Origin of the sequence: Streptomyces sp. T028, assembly GCF_048159505.1 — a bacterium.
In the GTDB taxonomy this organism is placed as follows: Bacteria; Actinomycetota; Actinomycetes; order Streptomycetales; family Streptomycetaceae; genus Streptomyces.
This window is the reverse complement of the sequence record NZ_JBLRVZ010000005.1, coordinates 137,529-150,310: the sequence shown is the minus strand read 5'-3', so window position 1 is coordinate 150,310 and position 12,782 is coordinate 137,529. Positions and strand designations below refer to the sequence as shown.

Sequence of the window (12,782 nt, the reverse complement as noted above, 5' to 3'; positions counted from 1 at the left end):
CCCCGGCCTCGCGCGAACCCTGCCCGCAAGATCAACTCTCGTACGGAGTAGCGGGAGAGGGCTGAGCCCGTCCGGTAGGTGGGGTTGTGTGTTCTCAGTCTCAGGAACTCGACGACCGATGAGGCATTTTCCCAGGTCAGGGAGGTCCGACCGCAAGTACCGGTGAGACTCGGACAACACTTCCTGGTTATCCACAGGGGGATGGGGGTGGTGGCGGGGGGTGGAAGGGTGGGGGGATGCGGGAGTTGCGGGATGTGGCGGTGGGTGGGTTGTTGGTGGTGGGGTGGGCCGTTGACGCGGGGTGGGCTCGGGCCTCTGTCTTTCGGCGGCTGCGGGAGGAGGGGTGGGGGGCGCTCGGTGGGGGCGTGTGGGTGGCACCGGGGGTGCGGCCGGACTTCGCGATGCGGCTGCGTGCGGTGCAGCTCGCCGCGCCGGAGCTCGTGGTCAGTCACCGGGCGGCGGCGTGGGCGTGGCGGATCGAGCTGCTGAAGGCCGAGGCCGAGTTCACCGATCTGGGCGGGGTTCGGCAGCGCAAAGGAGTACGGGTGTACCGCGGTGCGCTGCGCGCCGACGAGGTGGTCGAGCTCGCCTCGTACGGCGGGCTGCGCGTCACCGGCGTCGACCGCACCCTGGCCGACCTGCTGCTCTCCGGGCCCCGGGACGAAGCGCTGGTGGCCGTCGACTCCGCGCTGTCGTACCGCACGGTGGCGGTGGGTCAGGGGCCAGTCCGCCGGGCGCCGCTCACCCGCCTCGACGCGGTCGCCTCCGCCCTCGCCCAGCGGTCGTACGGCGTGGTCCGGGCCCGCGCCTGGCTGGCGCTCGCCGACCCCGCGTCCGGTTCACCGGCGGAGACGGTCGCGCGGCTGCGCATGCACGACGCCGGCCTGCGCCCCGAGACGCAGGCTGAACTCGTCACCCCCGCCGGACGACTCCTGCGCCCCGACTTCCTGTTCCGGGCGCAGGGCGTCGCCGTCGAGATCGAGGGGTACGCGTACCACGGCCGCCGCGACGACCACCGCCGTGACATCGTCCGCTTCAACGACCTCCAGCAGTGCGCCGAGGTACGGATCGCCCTGCGATTCACCGCGGAGGAGGTGTTCCACTCTCCGGCCACGGTCATCGCCACGATCCGGCGGGCGCTGGGCACCGCCCACCGACGGACGCCGTGAGGCGTGTTTCCCATCGCCCACGACGACACTCCTATGCTGCGGCTCGAAACAGACGTGGGGCGCGAGGGGGGCGGTGCGGGCATGGGGCGGCGCTGGAAGGACGGACGGGGGCGGTTGGTCGTACACGGGGAGGCGGGGCCGGTCACGGTTCCGCTGGAGATCGCGTGTTCGTATCGCGCCCGGACGAAGGGACTGCTCGGCCGGGATGCCCTGGAGGGGGCGATGCTGCTGTCCCCCGCGAACAGCGTGCACACCTTCCGGATGCGGATGCCCATCGACGTCGCGTACCTCGATCGGAGGATGAAGGTGCTGGCCGTGCGCACGATGCCACCCGGACGGCTGGGAATGCCCCGGCCACGGGCCCGGCATGTGCTGGAGGCGGAGGCGGGGGCCATGGCGGGGTGGGGGGTGCGGGTGGGGGTGGTGGTCGAGGTCGAGGTCGACACGGCAGGTGCCGACTGATTCCGGCCTCTCCGCGCTGGGGTGACTACGGACTGTCAGTGCTGCTGACTACAGTCACTGGTGGGGTGTCAGGTGTTCGCGCTGCGACTCTACGGGGAGGGTGTTGTGCTGCCGAGCGAGAGCGGATCGGCATCGGGGTCGGCGTCAGGGACGTCGTCATGGCCGTCCGGCCTGTTCGACACGGCGCGGGACGCACTCGCCGCACAGGCCGACATGGCGACCGAGCTGTCCTCGTTCACGGCGTTCCGCAAGCGGGTCGACGACCTGATCCGCGACCTGAAGGGCTCGGAGGCGGGCCCGAAGAAGGTGGGCCAGGAGCAACTCGTACGCCATCGGTTCGGCGGCGGGGACGGGGCGTGGACGGAGGCGTCCGGGCTCTTCGCCGCGTACGAGACGGTGATCGGCGAACTGGAGACCCTGTCGAAGCTCCTGTCGGACTCGATGGAAGGCATGGGCATCGCGGTCCTCGCCTCGCACAAGGGCTACGAGAACATCGACCTGGACATCCGGGACCGTATGGCGGCGATCAGTGCGGAGACGACGGAGCACTACGGCGGGACGTACGAGGCGGGGCTCCCCGCCGCGGGCGGGACCGCCAACTCCGAACCCGAGCGGACTCCGCCCGGTGACGACGCGGGAGGCACGATCTGATGCCGGCCGATGGACCTTTCGGCGGTACGTCGTTCGAGAACATGAGCCACGAGCAGATGCTGGCGTGGCTGGACCGGGCGAACGCGGGTGAGGTGCAGGCAGCGGCGGATCGTCTGGTCGCGGCGGCGAAGACGGTCCGTGAGATCGCGGAGGAGCTGAAGGTCCGCCCGCAGTGGGTTGCGTGGAAGGGCGAGGGCGCGAACGCGTTCCGCACCTGGAGCGCCGATCTGGCCAACTCCGCTCTGCGTCTGGGCGACTTCAGCGAGGACTCGGCGAAGTGGCTGACGGAGGCGTCCGGGGCGATCGTGCAGGCGCAGGCCTCGATCCCGCGTGACGCCGGCAGCGCTGCGGCGAACCTCTCCGCGGCACAGGCGTCGCACAACGACCCGGACGCGACGGCCGTGGCAGCCAAGTCCGAGCGCGAACTGGCCGCCCTGGCCGGGCACAAGGAGGAGGTACGACAGCAAGCGGCGGCGCAGATGCGGAAGCTGGGGGAGACATACAGCTGGTCGGCGTCGCAGATGAGCGCGTTGGAGCGGCCCAAGTTTCCGCCGCCGCCGGATGTGTTGGTGCCGGAAAAGAGTGAGGCGGTAATCACGGACGCAGACAGGACCCGGCCAGGCGCCTCCGCCTCGGACACCATGTCATCCGGCGAGGGTGTTTCGTCTCCTGCAACAGGCCACCAAGGTGCATCTGTTGGTGCTTCCGACGCCAGGCGGCCGACGGGGGTGCCATCGGTGGAGCGGCCCGCACCTGCGCACGTGGCTCCGGATGCCCATGTGGAGATCGACTCCGTGACCACACTGCCCCAGAGCCCGCACTCCCCCACGGGCACTGGAAACAACCCACCCGGCCCCGACCAGGTGAGCAGAGGCACCCCCGCCCAGCCCGGCTTGGCTCCTCCTGCCTTCGGAAGCGGCAAGGGTGCTTCCGGGCAAGGCCCGAGCAGGGCGGCGAATGGTGCGGCGGGACCCATCAGGGCCGTCACCGGATCCCCACGACAGGGTGTCCAGGCAACCGGCCCGATGGGACCGGGGCAGGCTGCGGTCCCAGGGCGCACCCCTCTCGCCCCCGGCCACGGAGTCCCGACACCGGGTTCTGGGCGCATGCCAGGCGGCGCAGCCAACGGCATCGTCGGTGGCCGTCCCGTCACACCGCCTGCGGGCAGGCCGACGGGAGCCATTCCGCGAGGCCTGGTCGTCGGCGGGGAGAGTTCACCCGCACGCGGCCCCTTGGGCCCAACCACCGGAGCGTCGAACCCGACCGGAAGCGTGACGGGCCAGCCAAGCCGAATCGCCGGTCGCCAGGTCTCACCCGCGAACAGCGGCATCGCCGGTGGGGGCCCGCTCCGGCACGATGGCATCATCGGCGGCACCCCACAGCCGCCGGCGCGGGGAACACGCACGCCGGGGCCCGGCACCCAGGGAACGGCGGGCAGGCCCGGCGCCGCAAGCAGTAGCAGCGGTGGCAACAGTGGCCGCCCGCGCATCGCGGCCGACGACGAGGAAACCCGGCGGCAGAATGGCCGACGTCCCTTGCCGCCCGTCATCGACTGACGTACTCCAGGAACGGAGAGAACGGACTTCATGCACACCAGCAGCACTCGCCAAAGGGGCCGTCGCACAGCGGCAGCGGCAACGCTCGCCCTGCTGCTCGTGGGCACTGCGGGAGCACCGGCCGTCGCGGAGTCATCCCGAGATGAGCAGTGGCATCTCGACGCCATGCACGCCGAGGAAATGTGGCGCACCAGCACCGGCGAGGATGTCACGGTCGCCGTCATAGACACCGGCGTCGACTGGAGCAACCCGGACTTGAAGGGGCGCATCCTGGCGGGCAAGGACTTCGCCCAAGACCAGCCCGGTGATGAGCACACCGACTACGAGGGTCACGGCACCGGCATGGCGGGCCTGATCGCCGGGACCGGGGCATACGGTGGCGGAAAGGGCGCCTTTGGCCTCGCGCCCGGCGCCAAGATCCTCCCGATCCGCATGCCCAAGGCCGAGACAGCGGCGAACAAAGCCGAGGGAAACAAACGCTTCAACAAGATCGCCCCGCAGGCAATCCGCTACGCCGCGGACACGGGCGCACAGATCATCAACATCTCCCTGGCTCACACAGAGGGCTCTCCACAGCTGACAGCGGCGGTGACGTACGCCCTGAACAAGGGATCGCTCGTCTTCGCCGGTGTCGGCAACGACGGAGACAAAGTCAACGAAGTGATGTACCCGGCAGCCACACCTGGAGTGGTCGGCGTCGCCGCAGTGGGCAAGAACCTGCGCAGAACGGCCGAGTCCCAGTATGGGCCGCAGGTGGACATGGCGGCCCCGGGCGCAGACCTGGTCTATGCCTGCGGAGGCAAGACCGGGCTGTGCGAGGGCCACGGCACGAGCGGCGCCACCGCCCTCGCCTCCGCCAGCGCCGCCTTGATCTGGTCCGCGCATCCTGACTGGACCAACAACCAGGTCCTGCGCGTCATGCTCAACACCATCGGCGCCCCGACGGACGGCGCGAAGCGCAACGACTCCATCGGCTACGGCATCGTCCGCCCCCGCATCGCCCTGACGAACCCCGGTGATCCGGGCCCGGCCGACGAGTACCCACTGCCGGACCTCGCGGCTGCCTCGGCATCACCCTCACCGTCGTCGGAGGCGTCCGGTGCCGCGCAGGACACCGATCCCGGCATGGCGGTGGCCAGATCCAAGGACGACGACGAGTTGCCCTGGCTCGTGATGAGCATCGGGGCCGTTGTGCTGCTGGGCGGCGCGATCACGGCAACCATGGTCGCGCTCAGGCGCCGAAGGCCGACCGGACCGCCCCCGGTGACGACGATTTCAGGCCAATTCCCGCACCTACCGCCCACCTTCACACCGCCACCGGACACGCCGGGCCACACCGCTCCGCCCGGTCAAGGACCAAGTGGCCTCTGAATGCGGACGCCCAAGAAAAGGCGCCGGACACGAATGAGGTAGTTGACGAGGCCAGTTAGCCTACGCGCGTTCACGACTGTCATGCGGTGTACGCCGGAACACGGGGAGGAACCACGCATGGCGTGGGACGAGTGGGAGCAGCTCAAGACCGAGGCGGCCCAGCGGCCTACCACACAGATGCAGCTCAACCAGTACCCGGCCGACCAGGGCGGTGACGGGACTCAGGGCGATCTCGCAGCCGGCCATCAGGACCTCGAGGCGGTCGGCAAGGCGGCCCATGACCTGTTCGAGGACTTCACGACCTACAGCGGCCACGCGCGGGTGGCCTCCGTGGCGGCCGCGGGCGGCCTCAAGAGCGAGGGATTCGCCCTGGGTGCCGCGCTGGAACATGTGGCGGAACGCTGGAGCGAGCAGACGCGGTCCCTGCTGGACGCCTGTGCTCACATCTCCAACCACCTTCGGTTCACCAAGAACCAGCATGCGGCCGACGACTCGTACATCGCCGGTGCAGTCAGCGGCATCGCCACGCTGGACGAGGGCTTCGACGACCGGAAGGAACACTGACGCCGATGGACCTCGACGCGCTGCGCTACGGCAACTTCTCCAAGCTCGGTGAAGCGGTCACCGATTGGGAGCAGATGACGAAGAAGCTTGCGGACCTGCAGAAGGATGCCGAGAACAACCTCAAGGCCAAGGCTGACAAGGCCAAGTGGGCGGGGGTCAACGCCACCGTGTCCCGCGAGTTCATCTCCAAGACCGCCGCCGAGTTCGCTGACGCGCACACCCAGGCCGACTCCATCACCAAGATCCTCAGCGACACTCGTGGTGAACTCATCGGTTACCGCACTCGGCTGAACGACGCGATCGGGCGGGCCAGCAAGCAGCACCTGACCGTGGTCGACACCGGTTGCGGCACGTTCACGGTCACCCAGAACGTCCGCCCCGACTGGGCGTCCGATCCCAGCGGGAACACCGGCGTGACGGATCAGAAGGTGGTGGACGCCATCCGCGACGAGATCCAGGGCATCCTGACCAAGGCGACGCAGAGCGACAACAGCGCCGCGAAGGTCCTGGGCCTTCTCGTCGACCAGGCCAAGTACGGCTTCGCCGACGCCTCCTACGCCGACCGGGACTCGGCAGCGAAGGCCGTCGCGGCGGCGGAAAAGCTGGCAAAAATGGCCAAGAACCCGGCCGACATGAGCCTCGACGACATCGCCGACTTCAACCGCACGATGGAGAAGTACAACGGCGACTCCCTGTTCGCAGAGCAGTTCGCGACGCGGCTTGGCCCCAAGGGGACACTTCAGTTCTGGACCGAGATGACCTACGCGCATGCCGGCGCCAGGGAATCGGAACTCGACACGATGAAGAGCCTCCAGAAGAACCTGAGCCTGACGCTGGCCACGGCGTCCTTCTCGGACTCGGACGCCATGCAGGATTGGAAGAAGGACCTCATCGCGGAACGGAACACCAACTTCCGCGCCACGAACTCGATGAACCCGGTGGGCGCCCTCGGTTCCCAGGTCATCAGCAGCCTGATGCGGGAGGGGCAGTACGACACCGAGTTCCTCGACGACTACCGCGAGAAGCTCTTCAAGGCGGACAAAGGCGCGGGCAACGCGGGCACCCACGACCTCTGGGTCAAGGGCTATGACTCCCTGGACCTCCTCTTCGGCGACGGTAACGGCCGCGACCCCCTGGAGGGCCTCTTCGAAGGCCTCTCCCACAACCCCGAGGCAGCGACCCACGCCTTCGAGTCCAAGTCGGACCTGGACCACCTACTGGGCACAACCATGTACACGGAGCGGGGAGAAACGCTTGGCCACGCCCTTGAGGCCGCGGTCACGGGAGTCTCCGCGGACGACTACACCTCCCCGGCCCCGCCGCACAGTGCGACACAGGTGCAGATCATGGCCAACATCATGAACGCGGTGGCACAGCCCGGCGGGGGTGCAGACCTGGTGAGCAGGGGACTGGGGGACAGCTTCGGGAACATGGCGGCTTCTTACATGCCGGAGATCAGCCGGGCATTCGGAAGCTCTGACGCCAACGTGTTCCTCACGAACAGCGAGGATCCGGAGGGGCTGGAAACGACGGATGTGACCCGGTTCCTTTCGGCGGTCTCCCTGGATCCCGAGGGGAGGGCCGGGATCGTCGTCGGAGAGAGTGTCTACACCAGCGGCCTCCTCGACGCACATCTCTCCAATCCTTCTCTGTTCGACGGCACCCGCGACCAGGTGCTCGAAAACATCGGCAGGAACGCGGGCATCATCGAGGGCATCATCGGGCACTCCGTGGCGGATGACGAAGTTCAAGCCGCCGTCGATGGCGAGAAGGACTACAACGACGCTCTGCAGAAGAAGAGCGATTTCGTCAAAACGTGGGTTGCGACGGGCTTGGGGTACGGGTCGGTCTCCCTTTTCCCTGGTAGTCAGGCGGCAACCGGCGCCGCAGTCGGAGGTTTCGCCGGGGGAGTCGTCGGCTTGGCCGTTGATCGTCTCTTCGAGGGCCAGGAACTGGATGGCGCCCGGGATGAGGCCCTCTACAGCAGCGCCAAGGACCTTTACGCGATGCGGGACTCCGTCAACCAGCAGACGCAGTGGTCGGTCAAGGACGCCCTTGACCAGCACCACGTGGATCTCCCCAAAGACGGGGCCAGCGACACCGTCCGCGTAGCCGTCAACGACGGCTGGGACGACGCCAGTGAATTCCTGACCAATTCAAAGGATGGTCCGCATGGCTGAGGATGCCCGGAGTAAGGAGCGGGCTGCGACCAAGGCGAGTGTGAAAGGGTTTCTCATCTGCCTGACGGTCCTCAGTCTCGTTGGCGCTGCCGCCTGGTTCGCGTTGACCACGGGGCTCGAACGCCTGCCGTCGAAGGTCTGCGACGGTGCCGTCGATCGCGATGTGGTGATCCGCACGCTGCCGCGTACGCGAACGGCTGAGGAGGGGGCCAGCAAACGGCACGAGGGGAAAGACCTCATGTTCTCCTGTCACATATACACCAGCGCGGATTCGATTCTCTCCGGCATGGCTCAAGTTGAAGACGCCTCCGTGCAGCAGTGGCTCAACCACTACGGAGGCAACACGGACGGCGAAGCCGTACGCGTCTCCGCCAACGGCATCGAAGCCCTGGCCCAGCTCGACGTGGACAGCGGCAATTCCTCTGTCTACATCCCCTGCGTCCCCCGCGGAGTCCGGTCCGAGGAGGCGAAGGAGTCCTACGCGATCATCACCGAGGCCGGCGTGGTCGGGGAGGGCAGGGTCTCAGGAGCAGCACTGCGCCAGGCCGTGACCGACTTCGCCTACCAGGTCACCAAGTACGCCTACGAACTGGCCGAATGTCAGGGCTCCCGTATCCTTCCCAAGAAACTGCCACGCTACGAGGACGACTGATGACGGACGAGGAGATCATCAGGCACTTCGATGGACGCGGCCGCGTGCACCTGCAGTTTCCCCACGCTACGAGTGCCGAGCGGTGTCGCCGCATGATGGCGATCGCCCACGCGCTCGGCTACAAGCCGCTGTTCACAGACACGCTCGGCCGCCGGGAGTTCCCCCGCTTCTACGAACGCGATGACGCCCCGCACGCCCGCAGTCGAGCCGGGCAAACCATCGAACGGCTGCGTGCGGGTGGGCCCGTACTCCCGGCCTTTGCAGAGGCCCCGCCTCCGCCGCCCCCTCCGCCGCCCCCGGCCGGGCACCCGCCACTGCAGCGGTTCCAGGTGCCCGAGGGGCCGCCTCCGCCGCCTCCCGTCGCGGGGCCGACCCGGCCGCGGGTTCCGCCCCGGCCCGTCATTCCGCCCCCGCCTCCCGTCCCCCCTGCCCCGCCCTCGGGCGGCTGACCTGCTTGAGCGCCGCCTGAGCAGGAATGCTTGAGGACTCTCTGTGACCAGCGAGGGAAGGGCCCTCCGCTGATCCAGCTAACGTCCGGCTCCTCCGTCGGCCTGCTCGCCGCCACCGTCCCGACCGCCCACCGGAGCGACGGCCTCATCACCACCAACAACACCACCGGCGGGTCCTGCACCAGACCCAAACCACCGTCATCTGGCCTGTCGCGCCCGGTGGAGTCCTTGCGGCACTGAGAACGCGAGTCGGCACATGACGACGTGATCCGCCGAACCTGCGGGGGTCCGGTGCGCGGGGTTGTCCACGCCCTCGCGCCCCGGACATCCGGGGCCTATCGGCCCGCCGAGCCCTCGCCCTCCATACAGCGGAAACAATGGCAGGGCGGCCATGACAAGGAGTCCCGCAGTGTGGTCGCGTCTCCACCACCGTCGTGGACGCGGATCAGGACCGGGCCGACACGCCAGCCGTTCCGGTCCACGCGGTAGGTGCGCAGCGTCAGGCGGGAGGTGCCCGGCTCGGGTGGGGTGCCGACGTTCACCGTTTCCCCTCCGCCACCGGGGGTTGGTGGCAGGAGCAGCCGCAGCGGCGTACGAGCAGCAGGCCCCGGCCGTGCGGGAGTGGGATGTCCCGCAGGCGGCGGCACCAGCCGTGTACGTCCTCGTACCCGGGCCGACGCGCCAGCGCGCACTCAGGTGAAAGCTCCCGCGCGCCCGCCGCGACGCCGGGCCGTGCGCTCACTCCTCGCCGCCTGCTCGGCCAGCAGACGGCCGGACGGTGAGAACCTCCGGCTGCGGCGGGTAGTGCACGGCGCACGCCCGGCAGGCGTACACCACGAAGCCCGGACCCGAGTTCTGGTGCACCACGGCGACGACGACCGGGGTCTCCGTGGTCACGTGGCAGCGCACGCACATGCGCACCGGCAGGCGGGGCGTCCTGCCTTCCTCCCCCATCACGCCGCCCGCTCCGCGCCGACCACGTGCCGGTCGAGGTCGACGCCGAAGTCGGCCGCCAGGACCAGGGCGACACGGCGCCGCGTCTGACGTACCCGCTCCTGCTCGCGCTCCGACGCGACCACGTACGGGCGGACCGAAGCGGCCTCGCGGCCGTCGAGCTCTACCGGCAGGCCGTACGGGGAACGGTGGACGGGAAGCCCTACGACGACCGGGCACGCGGGCACCGCCTCACGGGCGCCAATCGGCACGGCAGGCCTCGCGCCCGCCCTCCGCCTGCCGGTGCCGGGCACGCAAAGGTCCAGGATCCAGCGCAGCAGCGCATGGATAATGCTCACTGTCATCAGCTCCTCAGAGGCTGGTGGCCATGCCCCCGGACGGCGCTCACCGTCGCGGGGGTCTTGTCGTGCTGGCAGATTAACCCAACCTGGTCATGCCCTGCCATGGCATGACACGAATGAGCGTTGCAATCTCTGGCTGCTTACGGTCGGGGCATGGTGGACATCCCGGAGGGCTACGGCCCCGACGACGAGCTGGACCCGGAAGCCGCGGACCCCCTGTACCTACAGCTCGCCGCCGTGCTGATCTCGCGGATCGAAGGCGGCACTTACCCGCTGGGCCGGGCCTTGCCCGGAGTCGACCGGCTGGTGCAGGAATTCGGACTCGCACGGGGAACCGCACGCAAGACGCTGGTCCTGCTTGCGGAGCTGGGCTATGTGCGGACGGTGGTCGGAAAGGGGTCGTTCGTCATCGAGCGCGAGCCCGAGGAACAGTCGCCGAACTCCCCCGAGGGTGACAAGCCCACCGCCTGACTCCGCCCACCGGATAGACATCCGACACGACCCCGCCCCCGGTACCGTACGAAGACCGCGCCACCCGCACCGGAGGTCTCCATGAGCCCTCAGCCCGACGGCCCGTACGGCCCGCTCATCCCCATGCCCGAGCTGACCCCCGACGCGCTGCGGGCAGCGGTCGCCCGCATCTCCCCCAGCAGAGTGCCCGCCCTGACTCAGCACCTCTTCGAGGCCACGACGAACGCGCAGCAGACACAGAGTCTCGCCCCGCTGCGGGCCTTCGTGCACTCGTGGGCAGTATTCGTGGCCATCGAGCGGCACCCGCAGCGGGCCGCCCGGCTGCGGGAACTGGAGCGGATCGTGGACGGCGGCCAACAGGACCCGGCCGAGGCGATCGCCGAAATCCGGCAGATCCGGGAGGCGGCGGAGGCGGGGACGAGCGGCTCACAACGGAACTCGCCGCGCCAGAAAGGGCACGACTGCGTCAGGGTCGACTATCCCCTGAACACCGACGTCAGCGGTTCAGGTCCATGAACCCGACTCCGAGCCCGCCGTAGGCCTCGGGCTCGACGGTGGCCACCAGTGCGCCTTCGGGGAGCATCGGATTCGGGCGCGCCACGTGTACGGCCGCCGCGACGCCGAAGGGGACGCCGTCGCGGCACAGCTCGGCAACGGTCACGGCCATGGCGTAGTCGTCGTCGACCACGCGGAGAACGTCCAACAGCACACCCGCGTGGGCGGCGACCCCGGAGCGCCCGCGCTCGGCCTCCAGGAGGCACAGCACGGGCGTCCACAGACGGACGTCGTCACTGGCCGCTTCAGCATGGATCACACCGGAGACCTGCTTGTCACCGCCCATCGCAAGGAGCGTGGGAGTATCGAGGACATAGTGCTCGGTCAGGATCAACGGGATGACTTCGCGTCCGCGGGCGCGGCCCGGTGGGCTGCGGTGGCCTCACGCATCTTGCGCCGCATCTCCGCCGACTCCTCGTCCGTCACGTTGTGGCCGAACCGCTCGGCAAGCAGTCCCCGGGTGCGATCGGCCCGCCTCCATGATCTGCTCGGGAGTCAGGGTCTGAGCGGCTATCTCCTGCATCAAGGCTCGAATGCTGGTTCCTCGCGCCTCCGCCACAGCGGCCAACTGGTCACGGACTTCGGCGGGCACGCGGATCACGACGTCAGACATAACATGGGTATACGTGGTGGCGCATACGCCCTACGGGACCTCTTTGGCCTCGGTCACCCTTTGTGATGACGATCATCGATTCCCGCCGCTACCGTGGACAGGCAGGCCGAGAATCCCGCCCATGGGAGGAATCATGACCGCCGAGCCCCTCGCCGAGCCGACCGCCGAGCCCGGCCGCCGCTGGCCGGTGCCGCCCCGGGACGGATACACCGTGGACGACCTGTTCACGTTGCCCGACCTCCCGCCGCACACCGAGCTGATCGACGGGAGTCTGGTCTTCGTGAGTCCTCAGCGGCGTTTTCACGCCAAGATGATCGAACTGCTGATGAACGGCCTGCGCCGCACCATCCCGCAGGACCTGAAGGTCGAACGCGAGATGACCGTCGTCCTCGACCGCCGCAACGGCCCCGAGCCCGACCTGTCCGTCGTCCGCGCCGAGGCCCTTACCGGGCTGGAGCAGACCCGCTTCCAAGCCTCCGACGTCGTACTTGCCGTCGAGGTCGTCTCCCCGGACTCCGAGGCCCGCGACCGCGACACCAAGCCGCACAAGTACGCCGCCGCCGGCATCCCCCACTTCTGGCTGGTCGAGATGAGCGGCGCGAACAAGCACCCGGTCGTGCGCACATACGAGCTCGATCCCCTGTCCAAGTCGTACGCCCTGACCGGTACCCACCGCGAGCAGCTCAAGCTCAGCGACCCCTACGACGTCGACGTCGACATCACGCTGGACGCGCTCAAGGAGCTGTGAGCGTCGAGTCTCACGCACCGACAACGCGACCTGGGGTTTCGTGACT

General features: G+C 68.9%; 16 protein-coding genes and 1 pseudogene. 11 read left to right on the top strand and 6 right to left on the bottom strand.

The features are described 5' to 3' along the window. The first annotated feature begins 365 nt into the window (after positions 1–365). The 8 genes from ACLZN2_RS05145 (at position 366) to ACLZN2_RS05110 (ending at position 8,605) form a co-directional block, all read left to right on the top strand. Positions 366–1,169 carry a hypothetical protein gene (locus ACLZN2_RS05145; RefSeq protein WP_416977146.1) on the top strand — a complete coding sequence of 268 codons (804 nt, stop codon included), beginning with the start codon at positions 366–368 and terminating at the stop codon, positions 1,167–1,169. 81 nt (positions 1,170–1,250) lie between these two features. After that, entirely contained in the window at positions 1,251–1,631 is a 381-nt protein-coding gene (locus ACLZN2_RS05140) for a DUF192 domain-containing protein (RefSeq protein WP_416977255.1), read from the top strand. 72 nt (positions 1,632–1,703) lie between these two features. Further along, positions 1,704–2,282 carry a hypothetical protein gene (locus ACLZN2_RS05135; protein WP_416977145.1) on the top strand — a complete coding sequence of 193 codons (579 nt, stop codon included), beginning with the start codon at positions 1,704–1,706 and terminating at the stop codon, positions 2,280–2,282. Next, entirely contained in the window at positions 2,282–3,838 is a 1,557-nt protein-coding gene (locus ACLZN2_RS05130; protein WP_416977144.1) for a translation initiation factor IF-2, read from the top strand. The genes ACLZN2_RS05135 and ACLZN2_RS05130 overlap by 1 nt, the downstream gene beginning before the upstream one ends. 30 nt (positions 3,839–3,868) lie before the next feature. Next, the gene (mycP, locus tag ACLZN2_RS05125; protein WP_416977143.1) at positions 3,869–5,209 is read left to right on the top strand and encodes a type VII secretion-associated serine protease mycosin; all 1,341 of its coding nucleotides are present in this window, start codon (positions 3,869–3,871) and stop codon (positions 5,207–5,209) included. A 117-nt stretch (positions 5,210–5,326) separates the two neighbouring features. Continuing rightward, complete coding sequence (locus tag ACLZN2_RS05120; protein WP_416977142.1) at positions 5,327–5,773, top strand: hypothetical protein; 447 nt, start codon at positions 5,327–5,329, stop codon at positions 5,771–5,773. A 5-nt stretch (positions 5,774–5,778) separates the two neighbouring features. Then, positions 5,779–7,953, top strand: a complete 2,175-nt coding sequence (locus ACLZN2_RS05115; RefSeq protein ID WP_416977141.1) for a hypothetical protein — start codon at positions 5,779–5,781, stop codon at positions 7,951–7,953. Further along, on the top strand, positions 7,946–8,605 hold the full coding sequence (locus ACLZN2_RS05110; RefSeq protein ID WP_416977140.1) for a hypothetical protein: 660 nt from the start codon (positions 7,946–7,948) through the stop codon (positions 8,603–8,605). Before ACLZN2_RS05115 ends, ACLZN2_RS05110 begins: the two co-directional genes overlap by 8 nt. 784 nt (positions 8,606–9,389) lie before the next feature. On the opposite strand, the gene ACLZN2_RS05105 is transcribed toward ACLZN2_RS05110, so the two are convergent. The 4 genes from ACLZN2_RS05105 to ACLZN2_RS05090 are packed head-to-tail and all read right to left on the bottom strand — an operon-like array spanning position 9,390 to position 10,352. Further along, positions 9,390–9,596: a hypothetical protein gene (locus tag ACLZN2_RS05105; RefSeq protein WP_416977139.1), complete on the bottom strand. Its 207-nt coding sequence runs from the start codon at positions 9,594–9,596 to the stop codon at positions 9,390–9,392. After that, positions 9,593–9,796, bottom strand: coding sequence for a hypothetical protein (locus tag ACLZN2_RS05100; protein WP_416977138.1), 204 nt, complete (start codon positions 9,794–9,796; stop codon positions 9,593–9,595). The genes ACLZN2_RS05105 and ACLZN2_RS05100 overlap by 4 nt, the downstream gene beginning before the upstream one ends. After that, entirely contained in the window at positions 9,793–10,011 is a 219-nt protein-coding gene (locus ACLZN2_RS05095; RefSeq protein ID WP_416977137.1) for a hypothetical protein, read from the bottom strand. The genes ACLZN2_RS05100 and ACLZN2_RS05095 overlap by 4 nt, the downstream gene beginning before the upstream one ends. Beyond that, a complete protein-coding gene (locus tag ACLZN2_RS05090; RefSeq protein ID WP_416977136.1) occupies positions 10,008–10,352 on the bottom strand; it encodes a hypothetical protein in 345 nt (114 codons plus the stop codon). The genes ACLZN2_RS05095 and ACLZN2_RS05090 overlap by 4 nt, the downstream gene beginning before the upstream one ends. 150 nt (positions 10,353–10,502) lie before the next feature. Here ACLZN2_RS05090 and ACLZN2_RS05085 point away from each other — a divergent pair, with 150 nt between their 5' ends. After that, positions 10,503–10,820 carry a GntR family transcriptional regulator gene (locus tag ACLZN2_RS05085; RefSeq protein WP_416977135.1) on the top strand — a complete coding sequence of 106 codons (318 nt, stop codon included), beginning with the start codon at positions 10,503–10,505 and terminating at the stop codon, positions 10,818–10,820. Between the two features lie 81 nt (positions 10,821–10,901). Next, positions 10,902–11,234: pseudogene (locus ACLZN2_RS05080) on the top strand (DUF6247 family protein); the annotation flags it as partial. 82 nt (positions 11,235–11,316) lie between these two features. Here ACLZN2_RS05080 and ACLZN2_RS05075 read toward each other — a convergent pair. Both ACLZN2_RS05075 and ACLZN2_RS05070 read right to left on the bottom strand, forming a co-directional pair. Next, positions 11,317–11,661, bottom strand: coding sequence for a hypothetical protein (locus tag ACLZN2_RS05075; protein ID WP_416977134.1), 345 nt, complete (start codon positions 11,659–11,661; stop codon positions 11,317–11,319). 96 nt (positions 11,662–11,757) lie between these two features. Further along, entirely contained in the window at positions 11,758–11,988 is a 231-nt protein-coding gene (locus ACLZN2_RS05070; RefSeq protein ID WP_416977133.1) for an Arc family DNA-binding protein, read from the bottom strand. 133 nt (positions 11,989–12,121) lie between these two features. Here ACLZN2_RS05070 and ACLZN2_RS05065 point away from each other — a divergent pair, with 133 nt between their 5' ends. Continuing rightward, entirely contained in the window at positions 12,122–12,736 is a 615-nt protein-coding gene (locus tag ACLZN2_RS05065) for a Uma2 family endonuclease (RefSeq protein ID WP_416977132.1), read from the top strand. The last annotated feature ends 46 nt before the right edge of the window (positions 12,737–12,782 follow it).

Bases quoted from the DNA above. Each gene is read 5' to 3' on its own strand.
- ACLZN2_RS05140 (WP_416977255.1), top strand. From the start codon at position 1,251: ATGGGGCGGCGCTGGAAGGACGGACGGGGGCGGTTGGTCGTACACGGG.
- ACLZN2_RS05130 (WP_416977144.1), top strand. From the start codon at position 2,282: ATGCCGGCCGATGGACCTTTCGGCGGTACGTCGTTCGAGAACATGAGC.
- mycP (WP_416977143.1), top strand. From the start codon at position 3,869: ATGCACACCAGCAGCACTCGCCAAAGGGGCCGTCGCACAGCGGCAGCG.
- ACLZN2_RS05090 (WP_416977136.1), bottom strand. From the start codon at position 10,352: ATGACAGTGAGCATTATCCATGCGCTGCTGCGCTGGATCCTGGACCTT.
- ACLZN2_RS05110 (WP_416977140.1), top strand. From the start codon at position 7,946: ATGGCTGAGGATGCCCGGAGTAAGGAGCGGGCTGCGACCAAGGCGAGT.
- ACLZN2_RS05085 (WP_416977135.1), top strand. From the start codon at position 10,503: ATGGTGGACATCCCGGAGGGCTACGGCCCCGACGACGAGCTGGACCCG.
- ACLZN2_RS05075 (WP_416977134.1), bottom strand. From the start codon at position 11,661: ATGGGCGGTGACAAGCAGGTCTCCGGTGTGATCCATGCTGAAGCGGCC.
- ACLZN2_RS05115 (WP_416977141.1), top strand. From the start codon at position 5,779: ATGGACCTCGACGCGCTGCGCTACGGCAACTTCTCCAAGCTCGGTGAA.
- ACLZN2_RS05070 (WP_416977133.1), bottom strand. From the start codon at position 11,988: ATGTCTGACGTCGTGATCCGCGTGCCCGCCGAAGTCCGTGACCAGTTG.
- ACLZN2_RS05120 (WP_416977142.1), top strand. From the start codon at position 5,327: ATGGCGTGGGACGAGTGGGAGCAGCTCAAGACCGAGGCGGCCCAGCGG.
- ACLZN2_RS05065 (WP_416977132.1), top strand. From the start codon at position 12,122: ATGACCGCCGAGCCCCTCGCCGAGCCGACCGCCGAGCCCGGCCGCCGC.